This window comes from Streptomyces sp. NPDC044002 (genome assembly GCF_056434525.1).
Genome location: NZ_JBWKEZ010000073.1, coordinates 1 through 16,045, shown reverse-complemented (window position 1 = coordinate 16,045; position 16,045 = coordinate 1). Strand labels below are relative to the sequence as shown.

At 73.8% G+C, this 16,045-nt stretch carries 17 protein-coding genes; 5 read left to right on the top strand and 12 right to left on the bottom strand.

Annotated features, from left to right (window positions below; all coding sequences use genetic code 11):
* The first annotated feature begins 12 nt into the window (after positions 1–12).
* Positions 13–699, top strand: coding sequence for a L,D-transpeptidase family protein (locus AC07A6_RS35115; RefSeq protein WP_478779810.1), 687 nt, complete (start codon positions 13–15; stop codon positions 697–699).
* 18 nt (positions 700–717) lie between these two features.
* Here AC07A6_RS35115 and AC07A6_RS35110 read toward each other — a convergent pair whose 3' ends face one another.
* The 6 genes from AC07A6_RS35110 to AC07A6_RS35085 form a co-directional block, all read right to left on the bottom strand.
* A complete protein-coding gene (locus AC07A6_RS35110; protein WP_007263124.1) occupies positions 718–1,257 on the bottom strand; it encodes an arginine repressor in 540 nt (179 codons plus the stop codon).
* Between the two features lie 7 nt (positions 1,258–1,264).
* Positions 1,265–2,485 carry an acetylornithine transaminase gene (locus AC07A6_RS35105; RefSeq protein ID WP_478779801.1) on the bottom strand — a complete coding sequence of 407 codons (1,221 nt, stop codon included), beginning with the start codon at positions 2,483–2,485 and terminating at the stop codon, positions 1,265–1,267.
* A complete protein-coding gene (gene argB / locus AC07A6_RS35100; RefSeq protein WP_362468986.1) occupies positions 2,482–3,390 on the bottom strand; it encodes an acetylglutamate kinase in 909 nt (302 codons plus the stop codon). The genes AC07A6_RS35105 and argB overlap by 4 nt, the downstream gene beginning before the upstream one ends.
* Positions 3,387–4,544 (bottom strand): bifunctional glutamate N-acetyltransferase/amino-acid acetyltransferase ArgJ, encoded by a 1,158-nt coding sequence (gene argJ / locus AC07A6_RS35095; protein WP_478779800.1) that lies wholly within the window; start codon positions 4,542–4,544, stop codon positions 3,387–3,389. Before argJ ends, argB begins: the two co-directional genes overlap by 4 nt.
* Positions 4,541–5,569, bottom strand: coding sequence for an N-acetyl-gamma-glutamyl-phosphate reductase (argC, locus tag AC07A6_RS35090; RefSeq protein ID WP_362468982.1), 1,029 nt, complete (start codon positions 5,567–5,569; stop codon positions 4,541–4,543). Before argC ends, argJ begins: the two co-directional genes overlap by 4 nt.
* Before the next feature lie 96 nt (positions 5,570–5,665).
* Positions 5,666–6,373 (bottom strand): hypothetical protein, encoded by a 708-nt coding sequence (locus AC07A6_RS35085; protein WP_478779799.1) that lies wholly within the window; start codon positions 6,371–6,373, stop codon positions 5,666–5,668.
* Between the two features lie 170 nt (positions 6,374–6,543).
* Here AC07A6_RS35085 and AC07A6_RS35080 point away from each other — a divergent pair, with 170 nt between their 5' ends.
* Positions 6,544–7,056: a hypothetical protein gene (locus AC07A6_RS35080; RefSeq protein ID WP_478779798.1), complete on the top strand. Its 513-nt coding sequence runs from the start codon at positions 6,544–6,546 to the stop codon at positions 7,054–7,056.
* Between the two features lie 12 nt (positions 7,057–7,068).
* Here AC07A6_RS35080 and AC07A6_RS35075 read toward each other — a convergent pair whose 3' ends face one another.
* Genes AC07A6_RS35075 through AC07A6_RS35065 form a run of 3 tightly spaced genes read right to left on the bottom strand, consistent with a single transcriptional unit; the run spans position 7,069 to position 9,865 of the window.
* Entirely contained in the window at positions 7,069–7,566 is a 498-nt protein-coding gene (locus tag AC07A6_RS35075; protein WP_478779797.1) for an N-acetyltransferase family protein, read from the bottom strand.
* Entirely contained in the window at positions 7,563–8,333 is a 771-nt protein-coding gene (locus AC07A6_RS35070) for an N-acetyltransferase (protein WP_478779796.1), read from the bottom strand. The genes AC07A6_RS35075 and AC07A6_RS35070 overlap by 4 nt, the downstream gene beginning before the upstream one ends.
* A 41-nt stretch (positions 8,334–8,374) precedes the next feature.
* On the bottom strand, positions 8,375–9,865 hold the full coding sequence (locus tag AC07A6_RS35065; protein ID WP_478779795.1) for an aminotransferase-like domain-containing protein: 1,491 nt from the start codon (positions 9,863–9,865) through the stop codon (positions 8,375–8,377).
* On the opposite strand from AC07A6_RS35065, the gene AC07A6_RS35060 reads away from it, so the two are divergent.
* Together AC07A6_RS35060 and AC07A6_RS35055 are read left to right on the top strand one after the other, a co-directional pair.
* The gene (locus tag AC07A6_RS35060) at positions 9,864–10,784 is read left to right on the top strand and encodes a DMT family transporter (protein ID WP_478779794.1); all 921 of its coding nucleotides are present in this window, start codon (positions 9,864–9,866) and stop codon (positions 10,782–10,784) included. The two genes, AC07A6_RS35065 and AC07A6_RS35060, sit on opposite strands and share 2 nt — an antisense overlap.
* 58 nt (positions 10,785–10,842) lie before the next feature.
* Positions 10,843–11,058, top strand: a complete 216-nt coding sequence (locus tag AC07A6_RS35055; RefSeq protein ID WP_362468972.1) for a DUF1918 domain-containing protein — start codon at positions 10,843–10,845, stop codon at positions 11,056–11,058.
* Between the two features lies 1 nt (position 11,059).
* On the opposite strand, the gene AC07A6_RS35050 is transcribed toward AC07A6_RS35055, so the two are convergent.
* Positions 11,060–12,358 (bottom strand): glycoside hydrolase family 10-like protein, encoded by a 1,299-nt coding sequence (locus AC07A6_RS35050; RefSeq protein WP_478779793.1) that lies wholly within the window; start codon positions 12,356–12,358, stop codon positions 11,060–11,062.
* 154 nt (positions 12,359–12,512) lie between these two features.
* Between AC07A6_RS35050 and AC07A6_RS35045 the strand changes: the two genes are divergently transcribed.
* Entirely contained in the window at positions 12,513–13,415 is a 903-nt protein-coding gene (locus AC07A6_RS35045; protein ID WP_362468968.1) for a 3-hydroxybutyryl-CoA dehydrogenase, read from the top strand.
* Positions 13,416–13,432: 17 nt separating this feature from the next.
* On the opposite strand, the gene AC07A6_RS35040 is transcribed toward AC07A6_RS35045, so the two are convergent.
* Both AC07A6_RS35040 and AC07A6_RS35035 read right to left on the bottom strand, forming a co-directional pair.
* Positions 13,433–13,969 carry an NUDIX hydrolase gene (locus AC07A6_RS35040; protein ID WP_362468966.1) on the bottom strand — a complete coding sequence of 179 codons (537 nt, stop codon included), beginning with the start codon at positions 13,967–13,969 and terminating at the stop codon, positions 13,433–13,435.
* A gap of 53 nt (positions 13,970–14,022) precedes the next feature.
* A complete protein-coding gene (locus AC07A6_RS35035) occupies positions 14,023–15,360 on the bottom strand; it encodes an NsdA family TPR-like regulatory protein (protein ID WP_362468964.1) in 1,338 nt (445 codons plus the stop codon).
* Positions 15,361–16,045: the final 685 nt, after the last annotated feature.

The following is a 16,045-nucleotide window of genomic DNA, read 5'->3' as shown; positions in this document are numbered from 1 at the left end:
GTCTGGGGTGTGCTGCGTACCGCCCTGCTCACGGGCTCGCTGATCCTCGCCGGCCTCTTCCCCCACGGCCCGGACCCGCTGCCGGCCCGGCTCGCCGACACCGGCGGCGGCAGCCAGCTGATCACCGCCGTCGCCCCGGCGCCCGGCTCCACGACCGGGGTGCTGACCTGGTGGGACCGGCGTGCGGGGCGCTGGTTCGAGGCGGGCAGCGCCCCGGCCCGGTTCGGGGCCAACGGCCTGACCGAGGGCACCACCCGGGTCCAGGGCACGAACACCACCCCGGCGGGCCTGTACGACCTGCCGTACGCCTTCGGCACCGCGCACGCCCCGGCCGGAACGGAGTACGCCTACCGGCGGGTGACGGACCGTTCGTGGTGGTGCCAGGACAACGCCTCGGGCGCCTACAACCGCTGGACGGAGCCGCTGCCCGCCGACTGCGCGCCGGGCGAGTCCGAGCACCTGGTGACGTACGCGCAGCAGTACGCGCACGCCCTGGTCATCGGCTTCAACTACGACGAGCCGGTGCGCGGCCGCGGCGCGGGGATCTTCCTGCACGTGGACGGCAAGGGCGCCACGGCCGGCTGCGTCTCCGTCCCCCGCGGCGCCATGCGCGAGCTGCTGCGCTGGGCCGACCCCCGCCGCCGCCCGCACATCGCGATCGGCACGGAGACCGGCGCCCTGGCCGTGACCCGGTACTGAAGCCCGGCCGGAAGGGGCCTAGCCCTCCTTCTGCGCCAGGCGCAGCAGGTGGTCGGCCAGGGCCTGGCCGCCGGCCGGGTCGCGGCTGATGAGCATCAGGGTGTCGTCGCCCGCGATGGTGCCGAGGATGGCGTGGAGTTCGGCCTGGTCGATCGCCGAGGCGAGGAACTGGGCCGCGCCGGGCGGGGTGCGCAGGACCACGAGGTTCGCGGAGGCCTCCGCCGAGATCAGCAGTTCGCCGGAGAGGCGCCGCATGCGCTCCTCCTTGGCCGACTCGCCGAGCGGGGCCTGCGGGGTGCGGAAGCCGCCCTCGCTGGGGACCGCGTAGATCAGCTCGCCGCCGGTGTTGCGGATCTTGACCGCGCCCAGCTCGTCGAGGTCGCGGGAGAGCGTCGCCTGGGTGACGCTCAGCCCGTCGTCGGCGAGCAGTTTGGCCAGTTGGCTCTGGGAGCGGACCGGCTGCCGGTTGAGGATGTCCACGATCCGGCGGTGGCGGGCGGTGCGGGTCTGCGGGACGGAGGGGCCGCCGTTCTGCTCGGGTTCCTGCGCCTGGCTCATCGTCGTCTCATTCTCCGGATCGTCCCGCTTCGTCGAGGATGCCGGGAAGTGCCCGGACGAACGCGTCCACCTCGGCCTCGGTGATGACGAACGGGGGCATCAGCCGTACCACGTCGGGGGCGGGCGCGTTGACCAGGAATCCGGCCTGCTGGGCCGCGAGCTGCACCTTCGGTGCGAGCGGCTCCGTCAGCACGATACCCAGCAACAGGCCGGACCCGCGGACGTGGGAGACCAGCCCGTGACCGGAGGCCTCGATTCCGGAGCGCAGCCGCTCGCCCCGGGCCTTGACCCGGTCGAGGAGTCCCTCGGCGGCGATGGTGTCGATCACGGCGAGGCCGGCGGCGCAGGCGACCGGGTTTCCGCCGAAGGTGGTGCCGTGCTGGCCGGGCTGGAGCAGGTCCGCGGCCGGGCCGAAGGCGGCCACCGCGCCGATGGGCAGACCGCCGCCGAGACCCTTCGCGAGCGTGACGAGGTCGGGCTCGACGCCCTCGTGCTGCTGGTACTCGAACCAGCTGCCGCAGCGGCCGATGCCGGTCTGCACCTCGTCGAGGGCGAGCAGCGTCCCGGTGGCGCGGGTGATCTCGCGGGCGGCCGTCAGGTAGCCGGCGGGCGGGACGACCACGCCGTTCTCGCCCTGGACGGGCTCGATGAGGACGAAGGCGGTCTCCTCGGTGACGGCGGCCCGCAGGGCCTCCACGTCGCCGTAGGGGACGTGCGTCACATCGCCGGGCAGCGGCAGGAAGGGCGTCTGCTTCGCGGGCTGGCCGGTGAGGGCGAGGGCGCCCATGGTCCGGCCGTGGAAGCCGCCGCCGGTGGCGACCATGTGGGTCCGCCCGGTCAGTCGGCCGATCTTGTAGACGGCCTCGACCGCTTCCGCACCGGAGTTGCAGAAGAACACGCGCCCCTCGCGGCCGAAGAGCTGGAGCAGCCGCTCGCCGAGCGCGAGGACGGGCTCGGAGGCGTAGAGGTTGGAGACGTGGCCGAGGGTGGTGATCTGCTCGGTCACGGCGGAGACGACCGCCGGGTGGGCGTGGCCGAGGGCGTTGACGGCGATGCCGCCGACGAAGTCGGTGTACTGCTTGCCGTCCGCGTCCCAGACCTGCGCGCCCTCACCGCGTACGAGGGCCAGCGCGGGGGTGCCGTAGTTGTTGGTCAGCGCCCCCTTCCAGCGGGCGGCGTAGCGCTCGTTGCCGGTCTCCTGGCCGGCCGTCTCCTGGTTGGCGCTCACGCGCTGTCCCCTCCCTTTGCGTCGGGCACGACCATCGTGCCGATTCCCTCGTCGGTGAAGATCTCCAGCAGGATCGAGTGCTGGACCCGCCCGTCGATCACGCGGGCGGTGCTGACGCCCCCGCGCACGGCGTGCAGGCAGCCCTCCATCTTCGGCACCATGCCGCTGGACAGCTCGGGCAGCAGCTTCTCCAGCTCGCTGACGGTGAGCCGGCTGATGACCTCGTCGCTGTTGGGCCAGTCCGCGTAGAGGCCCTCGACGTCGGTGAGGACCATCAGCGTCTCGGCGCCGAGCGCGGCGGCGAGCGCGGCGGCGGCCGTGTCGGCGTTCACGTTGTACACGTGGCCGTCGTCGGCGCTGCGCGCGATGGAGGAGATGACCGGGATCCGGCCGTCCGCGAGCAGGGCCTCGATCGCGCCGGTGTCGATGGCGGTGATCTCGCCGACCCGGCCGATGTCGACGGCCTCGCCCTCGATCTGCGGGGTGTGCTTGGTGGCGGTGATGGTGTGGGCGTCCTCGCCGGTCATGCCGACGGCGAGCGGCCCGTGCTGGTTGAGCAGGCCGACCAGCTCGCGCTGGACCTGGCCCGCCAGGACCATGCGTACGACGTCCATGGCCTCCGGGGTGGTGACCCGCAGGCCGGCCTTGAACTCGCTGACCAGGCCCTGCTTGTCGAGCTGGGCGTTGATCTGCGGGCCGCCGCCGTGGACGACGACGGGCCGCAGGCCGGCCTGGCGCAGGAAGACGACGTCCTGGGCGAAGGCCGCCTTCAGGTCCTCGTCGATCATGGCGTTGCCGCCGAACTTGATGACGACGATCTTGCCGTTGTGGCGGGTGAGCCAGGGCAGCGCCTCGATGAGGATCTCGGCCTTGGGGAGCGCGGTGTGGCGCCTCGCGGTGCTCATGAGCTGTACGCGCTGTTCTCGTGGACGTACTCGGCCGTCAGGTCGTTGGCCCAGATGACCGCGGACTCGGAGCCGGCGGACAGGTCCGCGGTGATGCGGACCTCGCGGTCCTTCATGCTGACCAGGTCGCGGTCCTCGCCGACGGAGCCGTTCCTGCAGACCCAGACGCCGTTGATGGCGACGTTCAGGCGGTCCGGGTCGAAGGCCGCCTTCGTGGTGCCGATGGCGGACAGGACGCGGCCCCAGTTGGGGTCCTCGCCGTGGATGGCGCACTTGAGCAGGTTGTTGCGGGCGATGGACCGGCCGACCTCGACCGCGTCCTGCTCGCTGGCCGCGCCGACGACCTCGATGCGGATGTCCTTGCTGGCGCCCTCGGCGTCGCCGATCAGCTGGCGGGCGAGGTCGTCGCAGACGGTCCGCACGGCGTCGGCGAAGGCCTCGTACGCGGGGACCTGCCCGGAGGCGCCGGAGGCGAGCAGCAGCACGGTGTCGTTGGTGGACATGCAGCCGTCGGAGTCGACCCGGTCGAAGGTGGTGCGGGTGGCGTCCCGCAGGGCCTTGTCGAGGGTGGCGCTGTCGAGGTCGGCGTCGGTGGTGAGGACGACGAGCATGGTGGCCAGGCCCGGGGCGAGCATGCCCGCGCCCTTGGCCATGCCGCCGACCGTCCAGCCCCCCTGGGAGACGGTGGCGGTCTTGTGGACGGTGTCGGTGGTCTTGATGGCGACGGCCGCGTCCTCGCCGCCGTCGGCGGAGAGGGCGGCGACGGCCGTGTCGATGCCGGGGAGCAGCTTGTCCATGGGGAGCAGGACGCCGATCAGGCCGGTGGAGGCGACGGCGATCTCGCCGGCGTTGTGCTCACCGCCCAGGACCTCTGCGACCTTCTCGGCGGTGGCGTGGGTGTCCTGGAAGCCCTTGGGGCCGGTGCAGGCGTTGGCGCCGCCGGAGTTGAGGACGACCGCGCTGACGGTCCCGCCGCGCAGGACCTGCTCGGACCAGCGCACGGGGGCGGCCTTGACGCGGTTGGAGGTGAAGACGCCCGCGGCGGCCAGTCGCGGCCCGTTGTTGACCACGAGGGCCAGGTCGGGGTTGCCGTTCGCCTTGATCCCGGCGGCGATGCCCGCCGCCGTGAATCCCTGTGCAGCCGTCACGCTCACGGCGCCACTCCAATCGTGGAAAGACCCAGCGCCTCGGGGAGCCCGAGGGCGATGTTCATGCTCTGCACCGCACCGCCGGCGGTGCCCTTGGTGAGGTTGTCGATCGCGCTGATGGCGATGATCCGCTGGGCGGACTCGTCGTACGCGACCTGGACGTGGACGGCGTTGGAGCCGTACACCGCCTTGGTGGTGGGCCACTGCCCCTCGGGGAGGAGCCGGACGAAGGGCTCGTCGGCGTAGGCCTTCTCGTACGCGGCGCGCAGCGACTCCGCGGTGGTGCCGGGCAGGGCCTTGGCGGAGCAGGTGGCCAGGATGCCGCGCGCCATGGGCACGAGGTGGGGGGTGAAGGAGACGGAGACCTTCTCGCCCGCGAGCGGGGAGAGGTTCTGCACCATCTCGGGGGTGTGCCGGTGGGCGCCGCCGACGCCGTAGGGAGTCACGGTGCCCATGACCTCGGAGCCGAGCAGGTTCGCCTTGAGGGCCTTGCCGGCGCCGGAGGTGCCGGTGGCGGCGACGATCACGGCCTCGGGCCCGGCGAGCCGCGCCTGGTAGGCGGGGTAGAGGGCGAGGGAGACGGCGGTCGGGAAGCACCCGGGGACGGCGATGCGCCTGGTCCCGGCCAGGGCGGCCCGGCCGCCGGGGAGCTCGGGGAGGCCGTAGGGCCAGGTGCCGGCGTGCGGGGCGCCGTAGAACCGGTCCCAGTCGGCGGAGTCCTTGAGCCGGTGGTCGGCGCCCATGTCGACGACGAGGACGTCGTCGCCGAGCTGGGCGGCGACGGCGGCGGACTGCCCGTGCGGCAGGGCCAGGAAGACGACGTCATGGCCGGCGAGGACCTCGGGCGTGGTCGCCTCCAGGGTCCGTCCGGCGAGCGGGCCGAGGTGCGGCTGGAGCGGGCCGAAGGCCTGTCCGGCGTTGGAGTGGCCGGTCAGCGCGCCGATCTCGACCTCGGGGTGCGAGAGCAGCAGGCGCAGGACTTCACCGCCCGCGTATCCGCTCGCTCCGGCCACCGCTACACGTACCACCATCGGACCCTCCTCCTCGATGGCATGACTATACGTACCTATGCAGTTTTATGCAAAGGTCTTGTCCGGTGGCCGGACGGCGCGCCCGGGGCCCCCGCGCTACTTGCAGAACTTGGCCGACGCGGCGGCGGCTCCCTCCTTGAAGCCCCTCTCCCACTCGGGGTCCTTGGCCACGGCGGTCTGCGGGACCTTGGTGTTGCAGGTCTGCTGGACGGAGTCGTACCCCTGCCAGTAGCCCAGGTCGTACTGCGACGGCTGCTTGGGAACCTGGCCGGTGTCCTGGCCGCCGCCGCAGAAGGTCTTGGCCGCGAGGGCGGCACCGGCCTCGTAGCCCTTCCACCAGCTCTGGCTCTGCGGGACCGCCGTCTGCGGCGGCTTGGCGGCGCAGTCGTCCTTGACGGCCCGGAAGCCCTTGCGGAAGCCCCGGTCGTAGTCGGTCTTGGAGCCGGTGCCCGGCTCCTGCTGGTCCTGCGGCGGCTTCGCCGCGGCGCTGCCGCAGGCGATCCCGTCCACCGTGTACGTCCCCGGGGGGAGGCCGTGGATCCGGATCTCCCCGCCGGGCGACACCTTGACCTGCTGGCTGAAGCCGTTGTCGCCCTTGACGGCCACCTCGTCCTTCCCCTTGAACCCGGAACCGGTGATCTTCTGGGCGATCGGTGAGACGTTGCCCGTGTCGGCGCCGACGGTGCACGTCCCGGCGGGTACGCGCGCGTCCGCGTCCGGCGCCTGGGCGGACGCCGCCGGCCCGATCGCGAGCGAGGAGAGCAGCAGCGGTGCGAGTACGGACATCCGGGTGCTTGTCCTCATGCCCATCACTTCCTTCGGCGGGCAGAACGAGGCGGGTGTCTCGTTTCCATGCTCACGCGCCGGATCGGGGGTGTCGAGCGGACGGGACGGGCCCGAAACGCGCCGCTCGATATACTTGAAGGTCGCGAAATCGCGGCGCGCCCGCCCCGTTCACGGAACGGATGGTCGACATGATGAAACGGCGCACCCGTCTGGCACTCCTGACCGCCCTGCTCGCCCCCGCGGCCGCCCTCGGCGCCGCCGCGCCCGCCGGCGCAGCCCCGGCCGTCCTGCCCTCCGCCTCGTGCACGGCGACCCCCGACCCGAAGAACCCGGGCTCGCTGGTCCTGGAGGTGTCGGGGTTCAGCGGCGACCTGAAGGTCACCGAGACGGGCGGCAAGTACAAGATGATCATCCACAAGGGGACGATGAAGATCCCCGTCCCCCAGGGGACCTACTTCGTGGAGTGGGCCAACGCACCCACCCCCGACCGGAGCGAGCGGACCGCCTGCACTCCGGTCGAGGAGGCCCGGACTCAGTCGCAGGACCAGTACGCGCTCGGCTACCGGCAGGGGCTCGCGGACGCCCTCAAGTCCTGCAAGCAGCTGAACCCGCCGGACTCCGCCACGGATCCGGACTACCGCACGGGCTATCAGGACGGGGTCGCCCTCGCCCTGGCGAGCCAGCGCTGCAAGGTGCCCTGACGGACGACGGGGTCAGCACTCCCGCTCGTACTCGACCTGTTCGAGCGGGTGGCCGTCGCCGAAGTCCGTGCCCCGTACCGCCCCGGTGCCGGCGAAGCCGCACTTGGCGTAGAAGCGGCGGGACCGGGGGGTGTCCCGCAGGGTCCACAGGTGGGCGCGGGCGAAGCCGTCCGCGCGCAGCCGGGCCAGCGTCGCGTCCATCAGCACGGCGGCGACGCCGGTGCCCCAGCCGTCGGGGTGGGCGTAGAAGCTGAGGATCTCGGCGAGGCCCGGCCGGGTCCCGGAGGCGGAGGACCAGGACATGGCCAGGGGGCGGCCGTCCGCCTCGGCCAGCAGCAGCGTGCGGGGGTCCTCGGCGAGCCGCGCGTGCCAGCGGGTGCGCCGGCTGCGGACGCCCTCGGCGGCGAACTCCGGCGCGAAGAAGGGCGCGTACGCGGCCTCCCAGGCGGCGGCGTGGATCTCGCCGAGGGCGTCGCCGTCCCCCGGGCCGGCGGCGCGGACCCCGATCACGCGGAGGCCGCCGGGGCGGCGCCGAGCGGGTGGCGGACCCAGACGTTCGGCTCCACGTAGACCGCGCGGTCGTGCTCCGGGTCGCAGTGGACGGTGCTGAGCGCCCCGGGGACGCGGACGGGGCCCGGGGTGTCGAAGGGCAGTCCGGTCCACTGGCGCCACTGGTCGAGGGTGCCGCTGATGGTCATCGAGACCGGGGCCACCGAGTCGATGACCGCCCCCGCGCGTACGTGGACCCGCAGCCACGGGTCGTACGGCAGCCCGTCCTCGCGGGTGCGGTACGCGTACTCGGCCATCGGGGTCTCGGGCTCGGCGGGCTTGGCGCTGGGCCGGACCGGGGCCACGACCTCGGTGAACCCGGCCGCGCGGGCGCCCTCGCGCATGGCGGTCAGCATCCGGCCGGAGAGGCCCTCGCCCTGCCGGCCGCGGGCGATCGAGATCTCCAGGGCGCTGACCGTGTCCGGCCGGACACCCCGCCGCTGGTCGGAGAAGGCCCACATCAGGACCCGGTCCCAGCCCTGCCCGGGGAGCACCCCGCCGCGCTCGGGCGTGTGGAGCGCGAAGGGGACGCTGAAGGCCCGGGCCACCACCTCGTGGCCGTCGGTGGCGATGAAGACGTACTCGGGGAACTCCGCCACCAGGCGCGGGTAGAGCAGCCAGGCGATCGGGTCGTGCTGGGAGAACTCGGGCCAGGAGTCCTCCATGTCCCAGAGCCGGGGGGCCAGTTCGGGACGGACGGCCAGGGAGGTGATCACTATCTCGGTCATGCCCGCAGGTTAGGGCGGCCCCGCCCGCCCCTCAACGGGGTTTACCCGGCCCCGCCCGGCCCGCCGGAGCGCCCCCCGCCCGCCCCGCCGAGCAGCCCCCCGGGCAGCCCGCCCCGCAGCCGCTGCACGGCCTCCACCAGCTCCCCCGGCCCCGACACCCCGGCGAAGCTCAACCGGACGTGCGCGGCGGGCGGTTCGGCGCAGAAGTACGGGCGGCCCGGCGTGACCGCCACTCCGGCGCGCAGGGCGGCCGCCGCGAAACCGGCGTCGTCGCCTTCCCCGCCGGGGCGCACCCAGAGCTGGAAGCCGCCCGAGGGCAGGTGGGTGAGCTCGGCGCCGGGCAGCTCCCGCCGCAGGGCTCCGGCGAGGACCTCGCGCCGGTGGCGCAGCTCGGCGGCGACGGCCCGCAGGTGGCGCGGCCAGGCGGGGGCGCCGACGAGTTCGAGCGCGGCCTCCTGGAGGGGGCGGGGCACGAAGAAGCTGTCGACGACCTGGATGGCCCGCAGCCGGTCCAGGACGGGGCCCCGGGCGGCGAGCGCGCCGACCCGCAGGCTGGGCGAGGTGGCCTTGGTCAGGGACCGGACGTGGACGACGACCCCGTCGGAGTCCTGGGCGGCGAGCGTCGCGGGCAGCGGGCCGGCGTCCTCGTGGGCGAGGTTGCGCGCGTAGTCGTCCTCGACCACGAAGGCCCCGGCGGCCCGCGCGATGCGCAGCACCTCGGTGCGCCGCGCGGCGGACAGGACGGCGCCGGTCGGGTTCTGGAACAGCGGCTGGCATACGAAGACCCGTGCGCCGGTGGCTTCGAAGGCGGCGGCCAGCAGCTCCGGCCGGACCCCGTCGGCGTCGACCGGGACGGGGACCGGCCGGCAGCCGGAGGCGCGGGCGATGGCCAGCAGCCCGGGGTAGGTGGGCGATTCGACCAGGATCGGCGCGCCGGGCGGGGCGAGCGCCCGTACGGCAGTGGTCAGCGCGCTCTGCCCGCCGGCGGTGATCAGCACGTCGGCGGCGCCGACGGAGCCGACGGCGCCGCCGATCTCGCGGGCGAACCAGTCGCGCAGCTCGGGCAGCCCCTCCATGGGCGGCCGCCCCCACGCCCCGGGCCGGCGTCCGGCGCGGGCCAGGGCCGCGGCCATGGCCCGCTCGGGCTGGAGCGAGGGGTGCAGGTAGCCGCCGTTGAGCTCGATGACCCCGGCGGGCGGTACGGCCAGGGAGTTCGCGACGCCGCTGGCGTCCACGGAGCGCGGGACGACGTCCCCGGCGCCCTCGGCGCTGAGGGCGACCTCCTGCCAGGAGGTGTCCCCGGGCGCGGGGCCGCTGGTGCGCGGGTGGGCCCGGAAGGCGCCGGCGCCGGGCCGGGTGACGACGAGTCCCTCGGCGGCGAGCTGCGCGAGGGCCCGGGAGACGGTGACGGGGCTGACCCGGTAGCGCTCGACCATGGCCCGGCTGGACGGGAGCTTTCCACCCACCGGGTAGCGGTCGAGTTCGGATCGCAGGGATTCTGCCAGCTCGGCCACACTGCTACGCTCGTACATGACAGCACAGAATAGCGCTACTCGCCCGAGCTCGATAGCGGTGCAGCTGGGGGGCCACCGGACCGCCGCACGCAGCGGCACCGCCCTCGCCCTGCTCGGGGTGGTCACCTTCTCGCTGACCTTCCCCGCCACCGCCTGGGGCCTGGAGAGCTTCGGCCCCTGGTCGCTCGTCGCGCTGCGCAGCGTCCTGGCCGCCGCCGTCGCGGGCGCCTTCCTGCTGGCCGGGCGGGTGCCGCTGCCGGCCCGGGAGCACTGGGCCGGGCTCGCCGTGGTGGCGGCCGGGGTGGTGGTGGGCTTCCCGCTGCTGACCACGCTGGCCCTGCGCACCTCCACCACCTCGCACGCCGCCGTCGTGGTGGGACTGCTGCCGCTGACCACCGCCGCCTTCTCGGCGCTGCGCACGGGCAACCGCCCCTCGGGCCGCTTCTGGGCCGCCGCCGTCGCCGGGGCCCTGGTGATCCTGGTCTTCACCCTGGCCCAGAGCGGCGGCGCTCCCTCCGCCGGCGACGCCTACCTCTTCGGGGCCCTGCTGGTGTGCGCGGCCGGCTACACCGAGGGCGGTCGGCTGGCCCGCTCGCTGCCCGGCTGGCAGGTGATCGGCTGGGCGCTGGTGCTGTGCCTGCCGCTGAGCCTGGCCGGCACGGCGTTCGCGCTGGCGTCCGAGCCCGTGCACCTGAACTGGCACGGGGTGACCGGTCTGGTGTGGGTGGCGGCGGGCTCCACCTTCCTCGGGCTGTACGTCTGGTACCGGGGCATGGCCGAGATCGGCACCGCGCGCGCCAGCCAGCTCCAGCTCGCCCAGCCGCTGCTGACCCTGGTGTGGTCGGTGGCGCTGCTCGGAGAGCACCTGTCACCGGCCACACCGCTGGCCGCCGGCGCGGTCCTCGTCTGCATCACCGTGACTCAACGGGTCAAATAATCCCGGATCGGCCTAAACTACTGGCACCGGATCGGACCGGCTCCGAGGAGGTCAGCAGATGCGCGCGACCGAGGGCGACCAGCTGGTGCAGCACGGCAGGGTCGTGGGCCAGCACGACAGGGTGGGCGAGATCGTCGAGGTCCTGGGCGAGAACGGCGCCCCCCCGTACCGGGTCCACTTCCCGGACGGGCACGACGCCGTCATGTCCCCCGGCCCCGACTGCGTCGTCCGCCACCCGGACAAGCCCGAGGGCAAGTCCGCCACCTGGCGCTGAGTCAGCGCGGCGGCACGGCCGTCGGGTAGTGGTCGGCGACGACCCTGGCCAGCGCTCCATTGGGGTCCGCGACCACGTACTTCCCCGAGAAGTACGCGTGGCCGCGGACCTCGGCGTACCGGGCCGCGAGGGTCAGGTGCCGGGACAGCTCGGCGGGGTCGCGCCAGGCCGCGGTGGAGCTGCGGGCGTCGCAGCGGTACAGCGCCTCGCCCACGTACAGGTCCACCCCGGTTCCGGCGACCGTCTTCGCCCACCAGCGCACGACCTCGGCGTAGTCGGCCGCCGCGTACCCGATGTGCCAGTACGCCTGCGGGACGACGTAGTCGATCCAGCCCTGCAGGACCCACTTGCGGGTGTCCGCGTACAGGTCGTCGTACGTCTGGAGCGCCCGGGTGGCCGAGCCGAGCCTGTCGGTGCCCTGGTTGCGCCACACCGCGAACGGGCTGATGCCGAACCGGACCGCCGGGCTGCGCCCCCGCAGCTTCTGCGACATCTCGCGCACGAGGGTGTCGGTGTTGTTGCGGCGCCAGGCGGCCCGGGAGGTGAAGGAGCCGCCGTGCTCCGCGAAGGCGTCGTCGTCGTCGAAGTACTCCCCCGCGACGGGGTACGGGTAGAAGTAGTCGTCCCAGTGCACCGCGTCGAGCGGGTAGCGGGCGACGGCGTCGAGCATCGCCTCCTGGACGAAGGCCCGCACCTCGGGCAGCCCCGGGTTGTAGTACAGCTTCCCGCCGTAGGCGACGGTCCACCCCGGGTTGCGGCGCGCCGGGTGCGAGGCCGAGAGCCGGGATCGGTCCGTGTGGTTGGCCACCCGGTAGGGGTTGAACCAGGCGTGCAGCTCCAGCCCGCGCGCGTGCGCCTCGGTGACGGCCGTGCCCAGCGGGTCCCAGCCCGGATCCTTGCCCTGCGTCCCGGTCAGCCACTGCGACCAGGGCTCGCGCGTCGACGGCCAGAACGCGTCGGCGGCCGGGCGCACCTGGAGGATGACCGTGTTGAGCCGGCGCGCCACCGCCGTGTCGAGGAGCCGGATCAGCTCCGCGCGCTGCTCCCGGGCGGACAGCCCGCTCTCGGAGGGCCAGTCGACGTTCTGTACGGTCGCGATCCACATCCCCCGGAACTCCGCGGTCCCGGCGCGGCCGCCGGCGGCCGTCCGCGCCGGGCGCACCCCCGGTGGCCCGGCCGGTTCCCGTACACCCGGTGCCGCTCCGGCCTCCGCGGCCCCCGCCGCCGTGGTGCCCGCGGCCGTCGTGGCCAGCACTCCCGCCGCTCCCGCCAGCAGTCCCCGTCGTCCGATGTGCGTCATGTGACGACTCCGTTCCTCTCCGTGACAATCCTCTGCGTGGGCACAGCATGCCCCGCCCCGGGCCGCCGACGGGGGCAACGCGGGAGTAACGTCGGGGGGCGTGGCGGGCGCCGGGATGCAGTTACCACTGCCGAACACGGGGGACCCGCGATGGATGAGCAGCGAAAGGCACGATGTGACGGACCTCTCTACCCTCCCGACCGACATCACCAGGGTCGGCGTGGTGGGCTGTGGCCAGATGGGCGCGGGCATCGCGGAGGTGTGCGCCCGCAGCGGTCTTGAGGTGAAGGTCGCCGAGACCACCGGGGAGGCCCTGGAGATCGGGCGCACCCGGCTGCACAACTCGCTGACCAAGGCCGCCGAACGCGGCAAGATCAGCGAGGAGGAGCGGGACGCCACCCTGGCCCGGCTCACCTTCACCACCGACCTCGGCGAGTTCGCCGACCGCGACCTCGTCATCGAGGCCGTCGTCGAGAACGAGCAGGTCAAGACGGAGATCTTCCAGGTCCTGGACCAGGTGATCACCCGCCCGGACGCGATCCTCGCCTCCAACACCTCCTCGATCCCGCTGGTCAAGCTGGCCGTGGCGACCTCGCGGCCCGACCAGGTCATCGGCATCCACTTCTTCAACCCGGCGCCCGTGCAGCGGCTCGTCGAGCTGATCCCGGCGCTGACGACGAGCGAGGACACCGTCAAGCGGTCCGAGGCCCTGGTGCGGGACGTGCTGAAGAAGCACGCCGTCCGCGCCCAGGACCGGTCCGGCTTCGTCGTCAACGCGCTGCTGGTGCCGTACCTGCTGTCCGCGATCCGGATGTTCGAGTCGGGCATCGCGAGCCGCGAGGACATCGACAACGGCATGGAGCTGGGCTGCGCCCACCCGATGGGCCCGCTCAAGCTGTCCGACCTGATCGGCCTGGACACCATCGTCTCGATCGCCGACTCGATGTACGCCGAGTACAAGGAGCCGCTGTACGCCGCTCCCCCGCTGCTCCAGCGCATGGTGGACGCGGGCCGCCTGGGCCGCAAGACGGGCTCGGGCTTCTACCCGTACGGCTGAGAACGGCCTGACACCCCCTAGGGGCGGTTCAGCCTCAGGTGGTGCAGCAGGAGGAGCCCGGCCGCCATGTTGGCGGCCGGGACCTCCCCGCGCGCGATCATGTCCGGGACCAGCTTGAGCGGGACCCACTCCCGGCGCGAGGACTCGAAGGCGTCCTCGGGTTCGCCGACGTACGAGGCCCCGTCCGCCCAGTAGAGGTGGTGGCGGGCGTCGGTCAGCCCGTTGGAGGGCTCCACGGTCATCAGGTGGTGGAGCGGGCCGGGCCGCCAGCCCGACTCCTCCTCCATCTCCCGCGCGGCCGCCGCCTCCACCGACTCCCCGTCCTCGACCACCCCGGCGGGCAGCTCCCAGCCCCAGCTGTCGGTGATGAACCGGTGCCGCCACAGCAGCAGCACCTCGTCGGCCTCGTTGACGGCCGTGGCGACGGCGACCGGCCGCAGCCGGATGACGAAGTGGTCCAGGTGCCGGCCGTCGGGGAGTTCCACGTCCGCGAGGTTCACATCGAACCAGCGGTTCTTGTACACGGTCTGCTCACTCAGGTTCGTCCACTGCACGGTAATGCCACCTTCCGCATCCGTTGGTGGCAACATGGCAGCAGCAGACGCCCTCACAGGGGAACGCGCAGCGCCCCGTCGATGAGGTACGCGGTCTCCTCCGCGCCGGAGCACCCGCTGCTCAGCAACTGCTCCCGGACGGCCCTCAGCCGGTCCCGCAGGCGCAGCGACTCCATCCCCTTGGCCCGCTCGGCCATTTCGGCCGCCGAGGCCACCGCCCGGTCGGCCTCCCCCTGCCGCAGCTGGATCTCGCACAGCATCGCGAGGCGGTGCACCCGCCCCCGGTCGTGCGCCGGGGTCCCCACCGCCTCGGCCGCCTGCTCGTGCGCCCCCGCGAGGTCCCCCAGGCTCAACAGGGCCTCCGCCACCTGTACGTTGACCAGCCCGGGCTGGACGTAGCCGGTCTCGGCGGGCTCGGTGCCCGGTCTGATCCGCTCCGCGGCCGCCTCGGCGCGCCGGATGCACGCCAACGCGGCCGTGGTGTCGCCGAGTTGCGCGTAGGCCTTGGCCTGCATCGCGTAGAGGTCGGCCCCCAGCGCCGGGGTGGTGTCCGGGCCGGCGGCGCGCAGCGCGGCCTCGGCGAAGGCCACGGCCTGGCGGTACTCCTTCAGGTGCAGCGACTGGTTGACGAGCAGGGCGATCACGTACGCCCCGAGCCCCCGGTCCCCGCTGGCCTTGGCGAGCCGCAGCGCCTGGTGGAAGTAGCGCTGGGCCAGGCCGTGGGCGTCGGAGTCGTACGCGCAGATCCCCGCGACCGCCACCAGGGACCCGGTGGCCCGGTGCAGCGGGCGGCCGATCTCGTCGGAGTAGGTCCCGCGCAGCATCGGGGCGGTCTCGCTGCCGAGGAAGCGCACGATCCGGGCCCGGGTGGCCATCCCGCCGGCCCGGCGGTACATCAGCTCGTAGTGCACCCGGGCGGCCCGCAGGACCTCGATGTGCTCGGGCCCGATCCGCTGCCGCCCCACCCGGGACACGTCGGCGTCCTCGGGCGGGTTCTCCCACTCCCACACCGGGATCACGGCCGGGGTGCCGGTGAGGGCCTGCGCCGTGAGCTGGGCGGGCCGGCCCAGCTCGTCGGAGCGCCACAGGGCGGTGGCGCGGTCGACGAAGCCGCTGAGCCGGGTGCCGTGCGGGCTCTGCCGGCCGGGGATCCCGAGCCCGATGTCGTCGAGCCCGACGGGCCGTTGCAGCCGCCCGCCCAGCACCTCGCAGATCAGGTCGGGCACCTGGCCGCGGGGGCGCTGCCCCTTCAGCCAGCGGGAGACCGCCGTGTGTTCGTAGCGCAGCGCGAGTCCGCGGGACCGGCCCGCCTGGTTGACATGCGCGGCGAGTCCGGCGTGGGACATGCCCGCCTCGGCGAGGAGGGCGTCGAGCAGTGCATTGGGCTGCATGGGCCCCTCCAAGGGCTCGTCCGCTTCAGGCTAGTGGCTGAGCGGTGCGCGCGGGGCCGTTCCGCGTTTCCTTCACACGGGGTGTGAACCGAGTGCGCGCATAAATGCGTTGCGCACCCTGCCGCTCGGGGGGTCCGGGGCGGTTCACTTAAGAGCCTCGCCAAGGAGGCCGCCCGGTCGTCGGCTCCCCCTCGTACAGTGCGACGACCCGGCACCGCGCCGCCCGCCCCTGCTGTCTGCCCGACACTCCATGGCGGGCGCGGGCGGCGCACCACGGCTCCGCCGCGGTCCGGTTGGTCGCCGGACCCCGCCGGGGCCGGGCCGCTTCCGTACCGGGTCCGTCCACCGGCCCGGTCCGGAACGGCTCCGCCGGTGACACGGGTCCGCCCGGGCCGTACCACTCCCCCCGGGCCGGGCGGATCCGCACCGGTCGCCGCGGGGCGGCCCCGGCGGTGCCGCAGCACGGCGCGCACGCCCGCCACCAGCCGCGCGGGCGGCTGCGCCGGTCCCGGTTGCACCGCTGCGCGGGGCGGTCCCCTACCCGCCCTTCCACCGTTCCCAGGGGCTCCGCCCCTGACCCCGTTGCGCTCAAACGCCGCGCGGGCTGGATTTCGCGCAGCGAAATTCCAGCCCCGCCGGCGTTTGAGGCGCGGGGGTCTGGGGGCGGAGCCCCCAGGGAACGGGC